At 70.1% G+C, this 16,424-nt stretch carries 16 protein-coding genes; 7 read left to right on the forward strand and 9 right to left on the reverse strand.

Features of this window, described 5'->3' with window-relative positions; translation table 11 throughout:
• Nucleotides 1-83 precede the first annotated feature (83 nt).
• From pknB to AB0I66_RS15030, 3 genes are all read left to right on the forward strand, one after another.
• Nucleotides 84-2,051, forward strand: coding sequence for a Stk1 family PASTA domain-containing Ser/Thr kinase (gene pknB / locus AB0I66_RS15020; RefSeq protein ID WP_363208255.1), 1,968 nt, complete (start codon nt 84-86; stop codon nt 2,049-2,051).
• 189 nt (nt 2,052-2,240) lie between these two features.
• A complete protein-coding gene (locus AB0I66_RS15025; protein ID WP_363208256.1) occupies nt 2,241-3,140 on the forward strand; it encodes a deoxyribonuclease IV in 900 nt (299 codons plus the stop codon).
• Nucleotides 3,141-3,347: 207 nt separating this feature from the next.
• Nucleotides 3,348-3,791: a DUF4396 domain-containing protein gene (locus tag AB0I66_RS15030; RefSeq protein ID WP_363208682.1), complete on the forward strand. Its 444-nt coding sequence runs from the start codon at nt 3,348-3,350 to the stop codon at nt 3,789-3,791.
• Between the two features lie 36 nt (nt 3,792-3,827).
• On the opposite strand, the gene AB0I66_RS15035 is transcribed toward AB0I66_RS15030, so the two are convergent.
• The gene (locus AB0I66_RS15035) at nt 3,828-4,460 is read right to left on the reverse strand and encodes a sulfite oxidase-like oxidoreductase (protein ID WP_361045532.1); all 633 of its coding nucleotides are present in this window, start codon (nt 4,458-4,460) and stop codon (nt 3,828-3,830) included.
• A 174-nt stretch (nt 4,461-4,634) separates the two neighbouring features.
• Between AB0I66_RS15035 and bfr the strand changes: the two genes are divergently transcribed.
• Complete coding sequence (bfr, locus tag AB0I66_RS15040; protein WP_363208257.1) at nt 4,635-5,114, forward strand: bacterioferritin; 480 nt, start codon at nt 4,635-4,637, stop codon at nt 5,112-5,114.
• Nucleotides 5,115-5,120: 6 nt separating this feature from the next.
• Here bfr and AB0I66_RS15045 read toward each other — a convergent pair whose 3' ends face one another.
• Both AB0I66_RS15045 and AB0I66_RS15050 read right to left on the reverse strand, forming a co-directional pair.
• Entirely contained in the window at nt 5,121-5,378 is a 258-nt protein-coding gene (locus tag AB0I66_RS15045; protein WP_363208683.1) for a (2Fe-2S)-binding protein, read from the reverse strand.
• Between the two features lie 173 nt (nt 5,379-5,551).
• Nucleotides 5,552-6,904 (reverse strand): class II 3-deoxy-7-phosphoheptulonate synthase, encoded by a 1,353-nt coding sequence (locus AB0I66_RS15050; protein WP_363208258.1) that lies wholly within the window; start codon nt 6,902-6,904, stop codon nt 5,552-5,554.
• Nucleotides 6,905-7,181: 277 nt separating this feature from the next.
• Here AB0I66_RS15050 and AB0I66_RS15055 point away from each other — a divergent pair, with 277 nt between their 5' ends.
• The gene (locus AB0I66_RS15055) at nt 7,182-9,065 is read left to right on the forward strand and encodes an anthranilate synthase family protein (RefSeq protein ID WP_363208259.1); all 1,884 of its coding nucleotides are present in this window, start codon (nt 7,182-7,184) and stop codon (nt 9,063-9,065) included.
• On the opposite strand, the gene AB0I66_RS15060 is transcribed toward AB0I66_RS15055, so the two are convergent.
• The 5 genes from AB0I66_RS15060 to AB0I66_RS15080 all read right to left on the reverse strand — a co-directional run bounded on the left by AB0I66_RS15060 (nt 9,062) and on the right by AB0I66_RS15080 (nt 14,068).
• On the reverse strand, nt 9,062-10,066 hold the full coding sequence (locus tag AB0I66_RS15060; RefSeq protein WP_363208260.1) for a 2-hydroxyacid dehydrogenase: 1,005 nt from the start codon (nt 10,064-10,066) through the stop codon (nt 9,062-9,064). The two genes, AB0I66_RS15055 and AB0I66_RS15060, sit on opposite strands and share 4 nt — an antisense overlap.
• A gap of 107 nt (nt 10,067-10,173) precedes the next feature.
• Entirely contained in the window at nt 10,174-11,211 is a 1,038-nt protein-coding gene (locus AB0I66_RS15065) for a 6-phosphofructokinase (protein WP_363208261.1), read from the reverse strand.
• A 145-nt stretch (nt 11,212-11,356) separates the two neighbouring features.
• Nucleotides 11,357-12,040: a response regulator transcription factor gene (locus AB0I66_RS15070; RefSeq protein WP_363208262.1), complete on the reverse strand. Its 684-nt coding sequence runs from the start codon at nt 12,038-12,040 to the stop codon at nt 11,357-11,359.
• Nucleotides 12,037-13,257, reverse strand: coding sequence for a DUF5931 domain-containing protein (locus AB0I66_RS15075; RefSeq protein WP_363208263.1), 1,221 nt, complete (start codon nt 13,255-13,257; stop codon nt 12,037-12,039). The genes AB0I66_RS15070 and AB0I66_RS15075 overlap by 4 nt, the downstream gene beginning before the upstream one ends.
• Before the next feature lie 64 nt (nt 13,258-13,321).
• Nucleotides 13,322-14,068 (reverse strand): lysophospholipid acyltransferase family protein, encoded by a 747-nt coding sequence (locus tag AB0I66_RS15080; RefSeq protein ID WP_363208684.1) that lies wholly within the window; start codon nt 14,066-14,068, stop codon nt 13,322-13,324.
• A gap of 156 nt (nt 14,069-14,224) precedes the next feature.
• Here AB0I66_RS15080 and AB0I66_RS15085 point away from each other — a divergent pair, with 156 nt between their 5' ends.
• Together AB0I66_RS15085 and AB0I66_RS15090 are read left to right on the forward strand one after the other, a co-directional pair.
• The gene (locus AB0I66_RS15085) at nt 14,225-15,004 is read left to right on the forward strand and encodes an alpha/beta fold hydrolase (protein ID WP_363208265.1); all 780 of its coding nucleotides are present in this window, start codon (nt 14,225-14,227) and stop codon (nt 15,002-15,004) included.
• Entirely contained in the window at nt 14,997-15,662 is a 666-nt protein-coding gene (locus tag AB0I66_RS15090) for a hypothetical protein (protein ID WP_363208266.1), read from the forward strand. The genes AB0I66_RS15085 and AB0I66_RS15090 overlap by 8 nt, the downstream gene beginning before the upstream one ends.
• Before the next feature lie 5 nt (nt 15,663-15,667).
• On the opposite strand, the gene AB0I66_RS15095 is transcribed toward AB0I66_RS15090, so the two are convergent.
• A complete protein-coding gene (locus AB0I66_RS15095; RefSeq protein WP_363208267.1) occupies nt 15,668-16,423 on the reverse strand; it encodes an endonuclease/exonuclease/phosphatase family protein in 756 nt (251 codons plus the stop codon).
• Nucleotide 16,424: the final 1 nt, after the last annotated feature.

The following is a 16,424-nucleotide window of genomic DNA, read 5'->3' on the forward strand; positions in this document are numbered from 1 at the left end:
CGCCTGTCACAGCTCGGCTGCAGTCGAGGCCCGAGCGTGCCCGGGCGGGCAACGGTGTCGGTGGTGGCTCGTAGACTCCCTGCGTGGACACGACCCTTCAGGACCCGCTCGTCGGGCAGGTGCTCGACGGCCGCTATCGCGTGGACGGGCGGATCGCGGTCGGCGGGATGGCCACGGTCTACCGGGCCGTGGACACCCGCCTGGACCGCGTGCTCGCGCTCAAGGTGATGCACCCGACGCTGGCCGCCGACGTCTCGTTCGTCGAGCGCTTCATCCGCGAGGCCAAGTCGATCGCCCGGCTCTCGCACCCGAACGTGGTGGGGGTGTACGACCAGGGCGCCGACGGCGCGTACGTCTACCTCGCGATGGAGTACGTCGCCGGCTGCACCCTGCGTGACGTGCTCCGCGACCGCGGCGCCCTGCAGCCGCGCGCGGCCCTGGACATCCTGGAGCCGGTCCTGGCCGCGCTCGGCGCCGCGCACCGCGCGGGCTTCGTGCACCGCGACATGAAGCCGGAGAACGTCCTCATAGGGGACGACGGCCGGGTCAAGGTCGCCGACTTCGGGCTCGTGCGCGCGGTGGACACCGTCACGAACACGACCGGCACGGTCCTGGGCACCGTCTCCTATCTCGCCCCCGAGCAGATAGAGCACGGCACCGCCGACACCCGTGTGGACGTGTACGCGTGCGGCGTCGTGCTCTACGAGATGCTGACCGGCGCCAAGCCGCACTCCGGTGAGTCGCCCGCCCAGGTGCTCTACCAACACCTCCACGAGGACGTACCGCCCCCTTCGGCGGCCGTCCCGGGTCTCGCCGTCGAGCTCGACGAGCTCGTGGCCTCCGCGACCGCCCGCACGCCCGACGTCCGCCCGTACGACGCGGTGGCGCTCCTCGGGCAGGCCAGGGTGGCGCGCTCCGCGCTCTCCGTCGAACAGCTGGACGCGGTGCCGCCGCAGGCCCACGCCGCGGACCACGACGACGCGCGGCGCGACAACTCCGACGACCGTACGAACGTGATTCCGCGCGCGGTGCGTCCCGTACAGCTGCCGCTCCCCACGGACGGCGACCAGGACCGCCAGGACCAGCTCAACCGCACGAGCATCCTGGCGTCACCTCCGCCGCCGCCCGCTCCGCCGGCCGCGCCCGGCCGCAGGGGCCTCGATCCGCGCCGCCGCACGCTGGCCGTGGTCGCCGCCGTGCTGCTCGCCCTCGGCCTCGGCGCCGGTGTCTGGTACATCAACTCCGGCCAGTTCACGAAGGTCCCGCCGCTTCTGGCGAAGACCGAGTCGGCGGCCAAGAAGCGCCTCGGCGAAGAGGGGCTCGAGGTCAACGCCGTCAAGCGCGCCTACAGCGACACCGACAAGCGCGGCACGGTCATGGCCACCGACCCCGAGGCGGGCGAGCGCATCCGTGACAACGACGGGGTGACGCTGACCATCTCGAAGGGTCCCGAGATCGTGAAGGTCCCGAGCCTTTCGGGCACCCCCTTGGCCAAGGCGAAGGACGAGCTCAAGGACGCCGGGTTCGCTCCCGGGATGACGAACAAGGCCTTCAGCGACGAGGTGCGCAAGGGCTCCGTGATCGGCACGGACCCGAAGGCGGGCATCAAGCGCAAGGCGGGCTCGGCCATCGCGATCACCGTCAGCAAGGGGCCCGAGGTCGAGGTCCCCGACGTGACGGGCGACTCCCAGGCCGACGCCACCTCCGAGCTGGAGGACCTGGGCCTGAAGGTCGAGATCGAGACGAAGCGGATCCACTCCGACGAGGACAAGGGCACGGTCCTCGACCAGTCCCCCAGGGAGGGCCAGAAGCGGCTCGCCGAGGGCGACACGGTCAAGCTGACGCTGTCCAAGGGCCCGGAGATGATCGAGGTGCCGGACGTCGAGGGCATGAAGGTCGACGAGGCCACGCAGGAGCTGGAGGCTGTCGGCTTCGACGTCGACAAGGACCGGGGCCTGCTGGGTCTCTTCGCGGACAAGGTGGAGAGCCAGTCCGTGGAGGGCGGCGACAAGGCCCCCAAGGGTTCCACGATCACCATCAAGATCCGCTGATCCTGGCCGGGGGCCTGTGGCATACGTCCGGGCCCCCGGCGCAGGCCGGCGGACGGGCGCGGGCCGGCCTGCCTGTTCCGATCTGCGGGCCGTCTGTGGCTGGTCGCGCAGTTCCCCGCGCCCCTGCGGCGCCCGGCCGACCGGGATCCGCCGGCGGACCCCCCTCACTCGCATGCCACCCTTTAGCGCGTGAGCAGCAATAAGTCCCCCAGCGCCAAGTCCAGCGGCCCCCTGTCCCGCAATCCCGTCGGCGGCCATGTCCCCGTCGCGGGTGGCCTCGCCTCCATCGGGCTCTCGTACGCCCGTGACCTGGGCGCCGAGGCCGTCCAGGTGTTCGTGGCCAATCCGCGGGGCTGGGCCACGCCGCCCGGCAATCCGAAGCAGGACGAGCAGTTCCGCGCGGCCTGTGCCGCCGAGGGGATTCCCGCGTACGTCCACGCGCCCTACCTCATCAACTTCGGCTCGCACACCGAGGCGACCGTGGAGAAGTCCGTGGAGTCCCTGCGCCACTCGCTGCGCAGGGCCCGCGCGATCGGCGCGCTCGGGGTCGTCGTGCACACCGGTTCCGCGACCGGCGGCCGGGACCGCGCCGTGGCCCTGCGGCAGGTGCGCGACCGGATGCTGCCGCTGCTCGACGAGCTGACGCACGAGGACGACCCGTTCCTCCTCCTGGAGTCGACCGCGGGCCAGGGCTTCTCGCTCTGCTCACGCACCTGGGACTTCGGCCCGTACTTCGACGCGCTGGACGCCCACCCGAAGCTGGGCGTCTGCCTGGACACCTGCCACATCTTCGCGGCGGGCCACGACCTGGCCGGCCCCGGCGGCATGAAGGAGACGCTTGACCTGCTGGTCGACACCGTCGGCGAGAGCCGTCTGAAGCTGGTGCACGCCAATGACTCCAAGGATGTGGTCGGCGCCCACAAGGACCGTCACGAGAACATCGGCACCGGCCACATCGGCGAGGAGCCCTTCCGCGAGCTGATGACCCACCCGGCGACCGAGAACGTGCCGCTGATCATCGAGACGCCCGGCGGCAAGGAAGGGCATGCCGCGGATGTGGCGCGCCTGAAGGAGCTCAGGACCATCTAGAGACCTGACCTCAGCGACCCCACCGACCCCGGAGACCCCTTGAGGGAATACCCCCTAGGGGTATACGGTTCTTGCCAGGCGGCAGGAACCGTTGTCCGACGTTGGGGGATTCTCATGCAGCACGATCACGACACCCAGGCCGAGCACGCTCACCATGACGAGCACCAGCACGCGGGGCACCACGAGCACCACGAGCACCAGCACGGCATGGGCAAGGTCAGCTGGCGCATGGCGGCGCAGGCCACCCTCCACTGCCTCACCGGGTGCGCCATCGGCGAGATCCTCGGCATGGTCATCGGCACCGCGCTGGGCTGGGGGAACGTGCAGACGATGATCCTCGCGATCACCCTGGCCTTCTTCTTCGGTTACGCCCTGACCCTGCGCGGCATCCTGAAGGCGGGGGTCGATTTCAGGACGGCGTTCCGGGTCGCGCTCGCCGCGGACACCCTGTCCATCGCGGTGATGGAGCTCATCGACAACGGCGTGATCGCGCTCTGGCCGGGAGCGATGGACGCCCACCTGGCGGACCCGATGTTCTGGTACATCCTGGCCATCGCGCTGGCCGCCGCCTTCGTGATCACCGTCCCGGTCAACAAGTGGATGATCGGCCGCGGCAAGGGCCACGCGGTGGTGCACCAGTACCACCACTGACGGAAGCCAGGACCAGGGCGCCGACAGAAGCCAGGACTAGAGCTCGGGGCCGTCCCCGGGCTCTTCCTGGTACGAGTAGCGCTGCTCGGTCCAGGGGTCGCCGACGTTGTGATAGCCGCGCTCCTCCCAGAAGCCGCGGCGGTCGGCGGTCATGTACTCCACGCCACGGACCCACTTGGGGCCCTTCCAGGCGTACAGATGAGGCACCACGAGCCGCAGCGGGAATCCGTGCTCCGCGGTCAGCAGCTCGCCCCCTTTGTGGGTGGCGAAGATCGTGCGCTCATCCATGAAGTCGGCCATCCGCAGGTTGGAGCTGAAGCCGTACTCGGCCCAGACCATCACATGGGTGGCGTCCGGCGCCGGCGGTGCGATCTCGAGCAGGGCCCGCGCGGGCACCCCGCCCCATTCGGCGCCTAGCATGCTGAACTTCGTGACGCAGTGCAGATCGCCGACCACGGTGGCGTACGGAAGAGCCGAGAACTCCTCGTGCGTCCAGCAGTGTTTGTCCCCGTCGGCGGTGGCCCCGAAGACCCTGAACTCCCAGCGCTCCGGACGGAACTTCGGCACCGGCCCGTAGTGGGTGACCGGCCAGCCTCTTTGCAGTCGCTGCCCCGGTGGGAGCTCCGGCTCCACTGCTTCCCGAGATGCGCGATCCGCCGACTGACCCATGCGTCCATCCTGACAGACCCGGGTAGGTGGACGTGACCAGGAGGCCGCCGACCGGCGCCGGTCGGCGGCTGATTGGGGCAACTCCTACTAAGCATGCACTTACTGGACGGTCTCCCGTACCGGTGCAAGGATGCGCGGAACCTGCCCAGTTACCACGTGGAAGGAGCCTCTGCGATGCAGGGCGACCCCGAGGTCATCGAATTTCTCAACGAGCAGCTGACCGCCGAGCTCACGGCGATCAACCAGTACTTTCTCCACGCCAAGATGCAGGAGAACTTCGGCTGGCCCAAGCTCGCGAAGTACACCCGGTCCGAGTCGATCGACGAGATGAAGCACGCGGAGATCCTGACCGACCGGATTCTCTTCCTCGACGGCCTGCCCAACTACCAGCGGCTCTTCCACGTACGCGTGGGCCAGACCGTCACGGAGATGTTCCAGGCCGACCGGCAGATCGAGGCGGAGGCGATCGACCGCCTCAAGCGCGGGATCGAGGTGATGCGCGGCAAGGGAGACATCACTTCCGCGAACATCTTCGAGTCGATCCTGGAGGACGAGGAGCACCACATCGACTATCTCGACACCCAGCTCGAACTGGTCGAGAAGCTCGGTGAGCCGCTCTACATCGCGCAGCTGATCGAGCAGCCGGAGAGCTGACGCGGGCTAGGCGGCCTCGTCCAGGGCGGTGTCGAGGCCGGCGTCCACGCCGGTGAGCACGGGCTTCCCCTGGTCGGCCAGCTCCCTGCGGGGGCACGTGCCCCGGCCCAGGAGCGCCTGGATGCTCCGCACACAGGAACCGCAGTCGGTGCCCGCCTTGCTGGCGGACGCTATCTGGCGGGGCGTGCAGGCGCCGTCCGCCGCGTGCTGCTTCACCTGCGCCTCGGTTACTCCGAAGCAGTTGCAGACGTACACGCGGTTCACCTCCCGGGCAGGATTGATCGGCGGCGCCATCCCGTTTAATCGGTGAGGCTAACCTAACCTTACCCACGTCCCCGGGTCCACAAAAGCCCTGATACGCCGGTGGGGCACGGATCACATGGATCCGTGCCCCACCATCGCGTCATGCGGGAATACCAGCTGATGCCTGCTGATTCCTACTGGTCGCGGTACATCTCCGCCACCAGGAACGCCAGGTCCAGGGACTGGCTGCGGTTCAGACGCGGGTCGCAGGCCGTCTCGTAGCGCTGGTGCAGGTCGTCGACGAAGATCTCGTCGCCGCCGCCCACGCACTCGGTGACGTCGTCACCGGTGAGCTCGACGTGGATGCCGCCCGGGTGCGTGCCGAGACCCTTGTGGACCTCGAAGAAGCCCTTGACCTCGTCGAGCACGTCGTCGAAGCGGCGGGTCTTGTGACCGGAGGCCGCCTCGAAGGTGTTGCCGTGCATCGGGTCGGTCACCCAGGCGACGGTCGCGCCGGAGGCGGTGACCTTCTCGACGAGCTCCGGGAGCTTGTCCCGGACCTTGTCGGCGCCCATGCGGACGATGAAGGTCAGCCGGCCGGGCTCACGGTCCGGGTCGAGGCGCTCGATGTACTGCAGCGCCTCCTCCGGGGTCGTCGTCGGGCCGAGCTTGATGCCGATGGGGTTGCGCACCTTGGAGGCGAACTCGATGTGCGCGCCGTCCAGTTGACGGGTGCGCTCACCGATCCAGACCATGTGGCCCGAGGTGTCGTAGAGCCGCCCGGTGCGCGAGTCCACGCGGGTGAGGGCCGACTCGTAGTCGAGGAGCAGCGCCTCGTGCGAGGCGTAGAACTCGACGGTCTTGAACTCTTCCGGGTCCGTCCCGCAGGCCTTCATGAAGTTGAGCGCGTTGTCGATCTCGCGGGCCAGCTGCTCGTAGCGCTGGCCCGAGGGGGACGACTTCACGAAGTCCTGGTTCCAGGCGTGCACCTGGTGCAGGTCGGCGTAACCGCCGGTGGTGAAGGCGCGCACCAGGTTGAGCGTGGAGGCGGACGCGTTGTACATCCGCTTCAGGCGCTCGGGGTCCGGGACGCGGGACTTCTCGTCGAAGTCGAAGCCGTTGACCGAGTCGCCGCGGTACGTCGGCAGGGTCACGCCGTCGCGGGTCTCGGTGCCCTTGGAGCGCGGCTTCGAGTACTGCCCGGCGATGCGGCCGACCTTCACGACGGGCACGGAGGCCGCGTACGTCAGGACGGCGCCCATCTGGAGCAGCGTCTTCAGTTTGTTGCGGATGTGGTCGGCCGACACGGCGTCGAAGGCCTCGGCGCAGTCGCCGCCCTGAAGCAGGAACGCCTCTCCCTTGGCGACGGAGGCCAGTCGGGCGCGCAGCTGGTCGCACTCGCCCGCGAAGACGAGCGGCGGATACGACTCGAGGTCCGCGATCACATCGCGCAGAGCCTCGGCATCGGGGTACTCAGGCTGCTGCGCCGCGGGAAGGTCTCGCCAGGTGTTGCCACCGTCAGGGGTGGTCTTAGCGTTCACGGTCACCCCCACAACATTACGGGGTGATGTCCGCCGTCCATTCACCCGCTCACCAAGTGAGACGGACCCGACACAGCCGAGCGCCGCCCCGGTGATGCGCTAGTGTGCCGGACATGCACACGCAGACGAACCGAAACTGGTGGTGGCCCGCTCATCCGGCGGCCCACTGATTCTGCGCGTATCGAGACTCGCGAAGGCCGCCCGAGGGGCGGCCTTCAGTGTTTTCCGGAGCATGGTCTCCGGACCGGGCCGTTCCTCTCCGAGTGAGAAGGAACAAGACCCGATGGACATCCCGAACCAGCTCGCCGGTCTGCTGACGGACGACCGCCCGTTCGCCGTGCTCCGCCGCCGCACGCCCGGCCACGACCACGACACGGTCGAGGTCCTGATCGGCGCGGTCGGCACGTACGACCGGCTCGCCGACATCCCCGACGAGGGCCTCGCCCTGATCCCCTTCCGGCAGATCAGGGAGCGCGGATTCGACGTACGTGACGACGGCACGCCGCTCACGGTCCTGACCCCCGACGAGATGTACGAACTACCGCTCTCCGAAGCCCTGTCGACGCTGCCCTCCCATGACGTGCGGGTCGAGGGCGGGGCCTTCGACGTCGACGACGACGCCTACGCGGAGATCGTCGGACGGGTCCTGCGCGAGGAGATCGGGCGGGGCGAGGGCGCGAACTTCGTCATCCGGCGTACGTACGAGGGTGAGATCCCCGGCTTTTCCAGGGCGGACGCCCTGGCTCTCTTCCGCAGGCTGCTCGTGGGCGAGCGGGGCGCCTATTGGACGTACGTCGTGCACACCGGGGAGCGGACCCTGGTCGGGGCGAGTCCCGAGGTGCATGTGCGGATGTCCGGCGGGACGGTCGTCATGAACCCGATCAGCGGGACCTACCGCTACCCGGCCGAAGGGCCCACGGCGGACGATCTGCTCGGCTTCCTCGCCGACGGCAAGGAGACCGAGGAGCTGTCGATGGTCGTCGACGAGGAGCTCAAGATGATGTGCACCGTCGGCGACATGGGCGGTGTCGTCGTCGGGCCGCGGCTCAAGGAGATGGCGCACCTCGCGCACACCGAGTACGAGCTGCGCGGCAAGTCGTCCCTGGATGTGCGCGAGGTACTGAAGGAGACGATGTTCGCGGCGACCGTCACCGGCTCGCCCGTGCAGAACGCCTGCCGCGTCATCGAGCGTCACGAGACGGGCGGGCGCGGCTACTACGCGGGCGCCCTCGCCCTCATCGGCCGGGACGCCGGCGGCGCGCAGACCCTGGACTCCCCCATCCTGATCCGCACCGCCGACATCTCCGCGGACGGAAGGCTGCGGGTCCCGGTCGGCGCGACGCTCGTACGGGGCTCCGACCCGGCGGGTGAGGTGGCCGAGACGCACGCCAAGGCAGCCGGCGTGCTCACCGCGCTCGGGGTGCGTCCGGGGCGCCCCCGCGACGAGCGCGTACGCCCCGCCCTGGCCGACGACCCGCGGGTGCGGGCGGCCCTCGACAGCCGGCGGGCCGGCCTCGCGCCGTTCTGGCTGCGGATGCAGGAGCAGACCGCCGAGCTGTCCGGGCACGCCCTGGTGATCGACGGCGAGGACACGTTCACGTCGATGCTGGCGCATCTGCTCCGCTCCTCGGGCCTCACGGTCACCGTGCGCCGCTACGACGAGCCGGGTCTGCGGGAGGCCGCCCTGGCCCACGAGGGCCCGCTGGTCCTGGGCCCCGGCCCCGGCAACCCCTCGGACCCCGACGACCCGAAGATGACCTTCCTGCGCTCACTGACCGCCGAGGTGATCCGCGATCACCGCCACGGCGTCCTCGGTGTCTGCCTCGGCCATGAGCTCCTGGCCTCGGAACTGGGCCTGGGGATCGTCCGCAAGGAGGTGCCCTACCAGGGCGCCCAGACGCGGATCGACCTGTTCGGGCGGCCGGAGACGGTCGGCTACTACAACAGCTTCGCGGCCCACTGCGACGAGGAGACGTCGCTCGAACTGGCGGCGCACGGCATCGAGGTCAGCAGGGACCCGGCCACGGGCGAGGTGCACGCGCTGCGGGGGCCGGGCTTCGCGGGGGTCCAGTTCCACCCCGAGTCGGTGCTCTCGCTGCGCGGGACGGCGATCGTGCGGGAGCTGCTCTCCGGACTGCTGGTCCAGGGTCTCCGACAGCAGGCCTAGGGCTTGGGGGCCGCCGGGACCAGCACGTTCTCGCTGCGGCGGCCCTCCTTGTAGTCCAGGACGTTCTGCACCGTGGTGTCGATGATCTGGCCGACCGCGTCCACGGTGTAGTACGCCTGGTGCGAGGTGACCACGACGTTCGGGAACGTCACCAGGCGGGCCAGGATGTCGTCCTCGATGGCTTCGAGCGACTTGTCGAGGAAGAAGAGCCCCGCCTCCGCCTCGTACACGTCGAGCCCGACGCCCGCGAAGCGCCCCACCCGCAGCTCCGAGACCAGTGCGTCCGTGTCGATCAGGCCGCCGCGGCTGGAGTTCACCAGGATCGCGTCGTCCTTCATCGCCCGCAGCGCGTCGGCGCCGATGATGTGCTGCGTGGCGGGGAGCAGCGGAACGTGCAGGCTGATCAGGTCGGCCTCGGCGAAGAGTTCCTCCTTCGCGACGTACTTCATGCCCAGCTCGACGCAGGCGGGATTCTCGGCGACGTCCCAGCCGAGCAGCTTCATCCCGAAGCCGTGCGCGATCCGCGTGAACGCCTCGCCGATCTTCCCGGTGCCGAGCACGCCGACCGTGCGGCCCCGCAGGTCCCTGCCCATCAGGCCGTCGAGCCGGAAGTCGAAGTCGCGGGTGCGGTTGCTGGCGCGGACGATGCGGCGATTGACGGCCATCGCCAGGGTCCAGGCGAACTCGGCCACGGAGTACGGCGAGTAGTACGAGACGCGGGCGATGGTGAATCCGAGGCGCTCGGCGACCAGGAGATCGATGTTGTTGAAGCCCGTCGAGCGCTGCGCGATCATCTGCGTCCCGCCCGCCGCGAGGGTCTGCAGGACGCGGTTGCCGAGATCGGCGTTGACGCTGGTCGAGATGATCTCGTAGCCGGCGGCGATGGGGGCGGTGTCCTCGGTGAGGAAGACGTCGAGACAGCGCACGTCGTGGTGCGCGGCGAAGGCCTTCTCGATCAGCGGCTTCTCGTCGGCCTGCACGCCGAAGGCGAGGATCTCCATGGGGCGAGTGTAGGTATGACGGGGTGGATCGGCACTGCGGGGAACGGGTGGGCGGGTGGGAGAGATCCGCCGCGAAGCGGCGGCACAGGGCACCCGCCCACCGGAGATCAGCCGAAGAAGACGCCCACCTCGGAGTAAAGCTTCGGGTCCACGGTCTTCAGCTTCGCCGTCGCGTCAGCGATCGGTACCCGCACGATGTCCGTGCCCTGCAACGCGACCATCTTCCCGAAGTCGCCGTCCCGCACGGCCTCGATCGCGTGCAGCCCGAAGCGCGTGGCCAGCCACCGGTCGAAGGCGCTCGGCGTACCGCCGCGCTGGACGTGCCCGAGGACGGTCGTCCGCGCTTCCTTGCCCGTCCGCCCCTCGATCTCCTTGGCCAGCCATTCCCCGACGCCCGAGAGCCGCACATGCCCGAAGGAGTCCTGCGTGCCGTCCTTGAGGACCATCTCGCCGTCCTTGGGCATGGCCCCTTCCGCGACGACGACGATCGGCGCGTACGACGCCTTGAACCGCGAGGTCACCCAGGCGCACACCTGGTCGACGTCGAAGCGCTGCTCGGGGATGAGGATGACGTTCGCGCCGCCCGCGAGCCCGGAGTGCAGCGCGATCCAGCCCGCGTGCCGCCCCATGACCTCGACCACGAGGACCCGCATGTGCGACTCGGCGGTCGTGTGCAGCCGGTCGATCGCCTCGGTGGCGATGCCCACCGCGGTGTCGAAGCCGAAGGTGTAGTCCGTGGCGGAGAGGTCGTTGTCGATGGTCTTCGGTACGCCGACGACGTTGATGCCGTACTCGTCGGTGAGCCGGGCGGCGACGCCGAGGGTGTCCTCGCCGCCGATCGCGATGAGGGAGTCGACCTCATGCTTGGCGAGGTTCTCCTTGATGCGACGGATGCCGTTCTCCGCCTTGAGCGGGTTGGTGCGCGAGGAGCCGAGGATGGTGCCGCCCCGGGGCAGGATGCCCCGCACGGCCGGGATGTCGAGCGGGACGGTGTCACCCTCCAGCGGACCGCGCCAGCCGTCGCGGAAGCCGACGAAGTCGTAGCCGTACTCCTGCACGCCCTTGCGGACGACGCCCCGGATGACGGCGTTGAGCCCGGGGCAGTCGCCGCCTCCGGTCAGTACTCCGATTTTCTTGGCCGCCATGGAAACGTCCCTTCGCCTCAGTGACCTGATGCGAGTCACGCTAATGGTGATCCAGGTCACTCGGGGACGGTCGGGATGGTCAATTCCTTGCCGTTCAAGGGGAGTTGATCACGCGAGTTCACCCTTATGAGGGGTCGCCCGAGGCTCACGCGTCGTCGAGACCTCGCTCGATCGCGTACCGCACGAGCTCCACGCGGTTGTGCAGCTGGAGCTTGCCCAGGGTGTTCTGCACGTGGTTCTGCACGGTGCGGTGCGAAATGACCAGGCGCTCGGCGATCTGCTTGTAGCTCAGGCCCTTGGCGACGAGCCGCAGCACCTCGGTCTCGCGGTCGGTCAGCTGCGGGGCCTTCGGCTCGTCCGGGGCGCCGGGCACCGGATCGGACGCCAGGCGGCGGTACTCGCCGAGGACGAGGCCCGCGAGCCCCGGGGTGAAGACCGTGTCGCCGACGGCAGTGCGGCGCACCGCGTCGGTCAGCTCGGCGGTCGAGGCCGACTTCAGGAGATAGCCGGTGGCGCCGGACTTGACCGCCTCCAGGACGTCGGCGTGCTCGCCGCTCGCCGAGAGGACCAGTACGCGCAGGGCCGGGTTGGCGGCGACGAGTTCCTTGCAGACCTGGACGCCCGGCTTCAGGGGCAGGTTCAGGTCGAGGACCAGGACGTCGGGCGCGGCGGCCTGTGCGCGGCGTACGGCCTGCTCGCCGTCGCCCGCCGTGGCGACCACGTCGAACCCGGCCTCCGCGAGGTCGCGGGCGACCGCGTCCCGCCACATCGGGTGGTCGTCGACCACCATGACCCGGACGGCGCCGTCCTGCTGTGGTTGCTCGCTCATCGTTCCTTTCCTGCCTTCCCCCGTGGGACTCTCAGTTCTACTTCCGTGCCCTGGCCGGGCACCGAGATCAGCTCGGCCGTGCCGCCGATCTCCCGCAGGCGCCCCCTGATCGACAGGGCGACGCCGAGCCGCCCCTCCCCCTCGGCCTCCGCGAGCCGGCCCTCGGGGATGCCGGGGCCGTCGTCCCGCACCGTCACGATCACGGCGTCCGGCTCGTCCTCGACCAGGATCCAGGCTCCGGCGTCCGGGCCCGCGTGCCGGTGGACGTTGTCCAGGGCGGCGCCCACCGCGGCGGCAAGCTCCCGGGCGGCCTTCGGCGCGAGGGCGACCGGAGCGCCCGGCTCCGAGACGGTGATCTTCGCGCCCGCGTACGGGAAGAGCAGCGACCGCAGGTCACAGCTGTCCCCGTCAGCGGTGTCGTCGTCCGGTTCCTCCACCGCGCGGACCACGGCGCCGAGCGAGGCGTCCTCCGACTCGTGCGAGGGCAGGACCAGGCCGCCCGCCACCAGCGTGCGGAGCGCGACCTCCTGCTCCCCCGCCATCCTGCCGAGCTCCGCCGCCTCGCCGCCGATCGCGGTGCCGCGCCGCTGCACCATCGCGAGGACCTGCAGCACGCTGTCGTGGATGTCGCGGGCCAGCCGCTCCCGCTCGCGGGTCGCGGCCTCGATCTCCAGGGCGCGGGCGAGGGTGCGTTCGGAGGCGCGGGCCACCTCGACGACGTAACCGATGGCGATGGAGGCGATGCAGACGAGCAGGACGTTGTGGAGGGTGTCCTGGGTGGGCCTGCCGCGCTGCGCGATGTTGGCCACGCCGACGAGCGCCGAGGCGAACGCCGCCCAGCGCCAGCCGCCCTTGATCGCGAACGCGAGCACCGCGCCCGCCGTCCATATCGACGGCAGCGTCGGGCCGTCGTGCACGATCCGCTGGTGCGAGTCGGCGACCGGCGTGAGCAGGATGCCGACCAGCGCGATGGTCAGGTCGGTGATCAAAAACCGCTTGGTGCAGCTCGCCGCGTTCGCGACCTTCGGGAGCGTGCCGAGGGTCCAGCCGGCGAGCACCGCGTAGAACGCGACGGCCACCCAGGGGCGGTCGAACTTGTCGTACGCGGCCACGAACAGGCCGATCGCGTACAGCATCGTCAGCACGCGGTAGCCGGTCAGCGCACGCCACAGCGGCTGCTCGACCGACATCCTCATGACGCGCACACGCTTGGCCATGGCCCCCCACCCCTTGGGCCGCCGACGGCCACCCCTTGCGCTCGCTCCCCCATGACGGACGCGATTACGCGCCGGACCGTTCCTTCTCGGCCGCCGCGGCCGCTTTCTCCGCCTTCTTCTCCGCTTCCTTCTCGGCCTTCGCCTCGTCCGAGAGGCGGCGCTTGGCCGCCGTCGCGTACTCGTCGACGTACTCCTGGCCGGAAAGCTTCATGATCTCGTACATGACCTCGTCGGTCACCGCCCGCAGGACGAACCGGTCCTGCTCCATGCCGTGGTAGCGGCTGAAGTCGAGCGGCTCGCCGATCTTGATGCCGGGCCGCATCAGCTTCGGCATCACCTTGCCGGGCGGCTGGATCTTCTCCGTGTCGATCATGGCCACGGGGAGCACGGGCGCCCCGGTGGCGAGGGCCACGCGCGCGAGCCCCCCGGGCTTGCCACGGTAGAGCCTGCCGTCGGGCGAACGGGTGCCTTCCGGGTAGATGCCGAAGAGCTCGCCGCGCTCCAGGACCTCGATGCCGCTCTTGATGGCCGCCTCGCCCGCGCCCCGGCCGCCGGAGCGGTCCACGGGCAGCTGGCCCACGCCCTTGAAGAAGGCCGCCGTGAGCCTGCCCTTCACGCCCGGGGACGTGAAGTACTCCGCCTTCGCGATGAAGGTGACCTTGCGGTCGAGCACCGCGGGCAGGAAGAAGGAGTCCGAGAAGGAGAGATGGTTGCTCGCCAGGATGGCCGGTCCCTCGGCGGGTACGTTCACAAGGCCCTCCACCCAGGGCCTGAAGCCGAGCTTCAGCGGCCCTCCGATGGCGACCTTCATTGCGCCGTAGATCAAACCGAGTGCCTCCTGTTAAGTGTGGATCAGACCTTAACCCGCAGTAAGGCCAAAGGGCCCGACGACCCTGGTCGGTGTCAGTCCGGTCGCGTACGGTGAAGTACTCCCACCCCGCAGCAACATCTGACGAAGGAGACCGAAGTGCCGGTCCTCCCCGGAGCCGAGCCGTACCGCCACGAGGGCGGCGAGGTCGGCGTCCTCCTCTGCCACGGCTTCACCGGAAGCCCGCAGTCACTGCGCCCCTGGGCGGAGTTCCTCGCGGCCCGCGGCCTGACCGTCTCGCTCCCGCTGCTGCCGGGGCACGGCACACGCTGGGAAGACCTCCAGGTCACCGGCTGGCAGGACTGGTACGCGGAGATGGAGCGCGAGCTGCGCGCACTCCTCGAGCGGTGCACGGAGGTCTTCGTGTTCGGCCTCTCCATGGGCGGGGCGCTGGCGCTGCGGCTCGCGGCGAAGCACGGCGACGAGGTGCGCGGCGTCGTCGTGGTGAACCCGGGGAACAAGGTGCACGGCCTCGCGGCGCACGCGCTGCCGGTCGCCCGGTATCTGGTGCCGTCCACGAAGGGCATCGTGAGCGACATCGCACTGGAGGGTTCGGAGGAGGTCGGCTACCACCGGATCCCGCTGCACGCGGCGCACTCCCTGCGCCGGTTCTTCCAGCGGGTGGACGGTGAACTGCCGCAGGTGACGCAGCCGTTGCTGCTGCTGCACAGCCCGCAGGACCATGTGGTGCCGCCGGCCGACTCGGCCAGGATCCTCGGCCGGGTCTCGTCCACGGACGTCACCGAGATCCTCCTGGAACAGAGTTACCACGTCGCGACGTTGGACCATGATGCGGACCGGATCTTCGAGGAGAGCTACGCGTTCATCGGCCGGCTCGCCCCCAGTGTCGGTAAGGAAGGGACGGCCACCGGTGGCTGAGCAGGACCGAATCGAACCCGACGGCGAGAGCCGCGAGCCCGAGAAGCGGCAGGAGCCCGCAGAAGGCCTGGGGCTGCCGCTCGACGAGGACGCGGCCTGGCAGGCGATCGTCGCGGGGTACGGCCAGGAGCCGGCGGACCCGCCGGGCGCCAAGCCGTTCAAGTCCATCGAGGACCTGGCCCTGCTGGAGCCGGAGACGAACGACACCCCGGCCGGCGACAAGAGCGACGCCGGCGACAAGGGCGGCAAGAGCACCAAGAACCCCACGGCTCCCGACGACCCGGACGACTCCGGGTCCAAGAAGACACTGGGCGGCTCCGTCTCCTTCGCCCCCGGCGTGGGCGGCGGCGGCCCGCGTGACTATGACGCGCCCGAGGCGTCGGACGACGACCTGGGCGCCGACGACGAGGGCCACTTCGTCCCGCCGGAGCCGCCGCCGCTGCCCGCCGCGGACGTGACGGCGAAGTTCGCCTGGCTCGCGGTGCTCGGCGGCCCGCTGCTGCTCCTGCTCACCGTGCTGCTCGGCTGGCAGATGACGTGGTGGCTGGCGACCCTCAGCATCGGCGGTTTCCTCGGCGGCTTCGCCACGCTGGTGTCGCGGATGAAGGGCGACGACGACGAGGAGAACGAGGACCCGGGCCGCGGCGCCGTGGTCTGAGGGCCCTACGCCTTCGGGGCGGCGGGAATCCTGAGGGCGGCGAGCACCGGCAGGTGGTCGGTGGCCGCCCGCAGATCCGCCTCGCTCACCCCTTCGAGATCCAACGGCACGCCGCAGCCGAGGACTTCGACGCCCGAGGTGGCGAAGATCGCGTCGATGCGCTGATGCGGGTCCCCCGGCGTCGAGGTGTTCTCGCCGCCCCAGGGCGCGGTCGCCCAGCAGTCCCGCAGCTCCGAGGCGAGCCTTTGGAACGTGCGCCCCTTGGGCCGGTCGTTGAGGTCACCGCCCGCGACGGCGTGTTCCACGCCCATCCCGGCAAGCCGGTCGAGCAGCATCCCGCCCTGCTCGTACCGCTCGTCGCTCTGCAGGCTCAGATGGCAGCTCAGCACGCCCAGCCGGGCCCCGCCGAAGCGCACGACGGCGGTGGCGAAGCCGCGCCGGTGCAGCCCCGGCGTCAGCGGAAGCAGCACGTCCTCGGTCCGCTCGACGGTGGCCCGCAGCGAGCAGAGCAGCGCGGGCCCCGACGCGGTGGCACCGCCCGAGAGCATCACCAGATCGGCGGCGCGTGCCAGCCGTGCCAGCTTCTTGCGCCACCGGAAGAACCGGGGCGCCTCCTGGACGAGTACGAGGTCGGGCGCGCAGGCGGCGATCACCCGGGCCAGCGCCTCGGTGTCGTCCCGCATGGACCGGATGTTGTAGCTGAGCACCCGGATCACGGCTGAACCGTCGTCTTCGGTGCGGGAGTTGGGCAGCGTCACCATG

The organism is Streptomyces sp. NPDC050439 (assembly GCF_040655335.1).
Classification (GTDB): Bacteria; Actinomycetota; Actinomycetes; order Streptomycetales; family Streptomycetaceae; genus Streptomyces.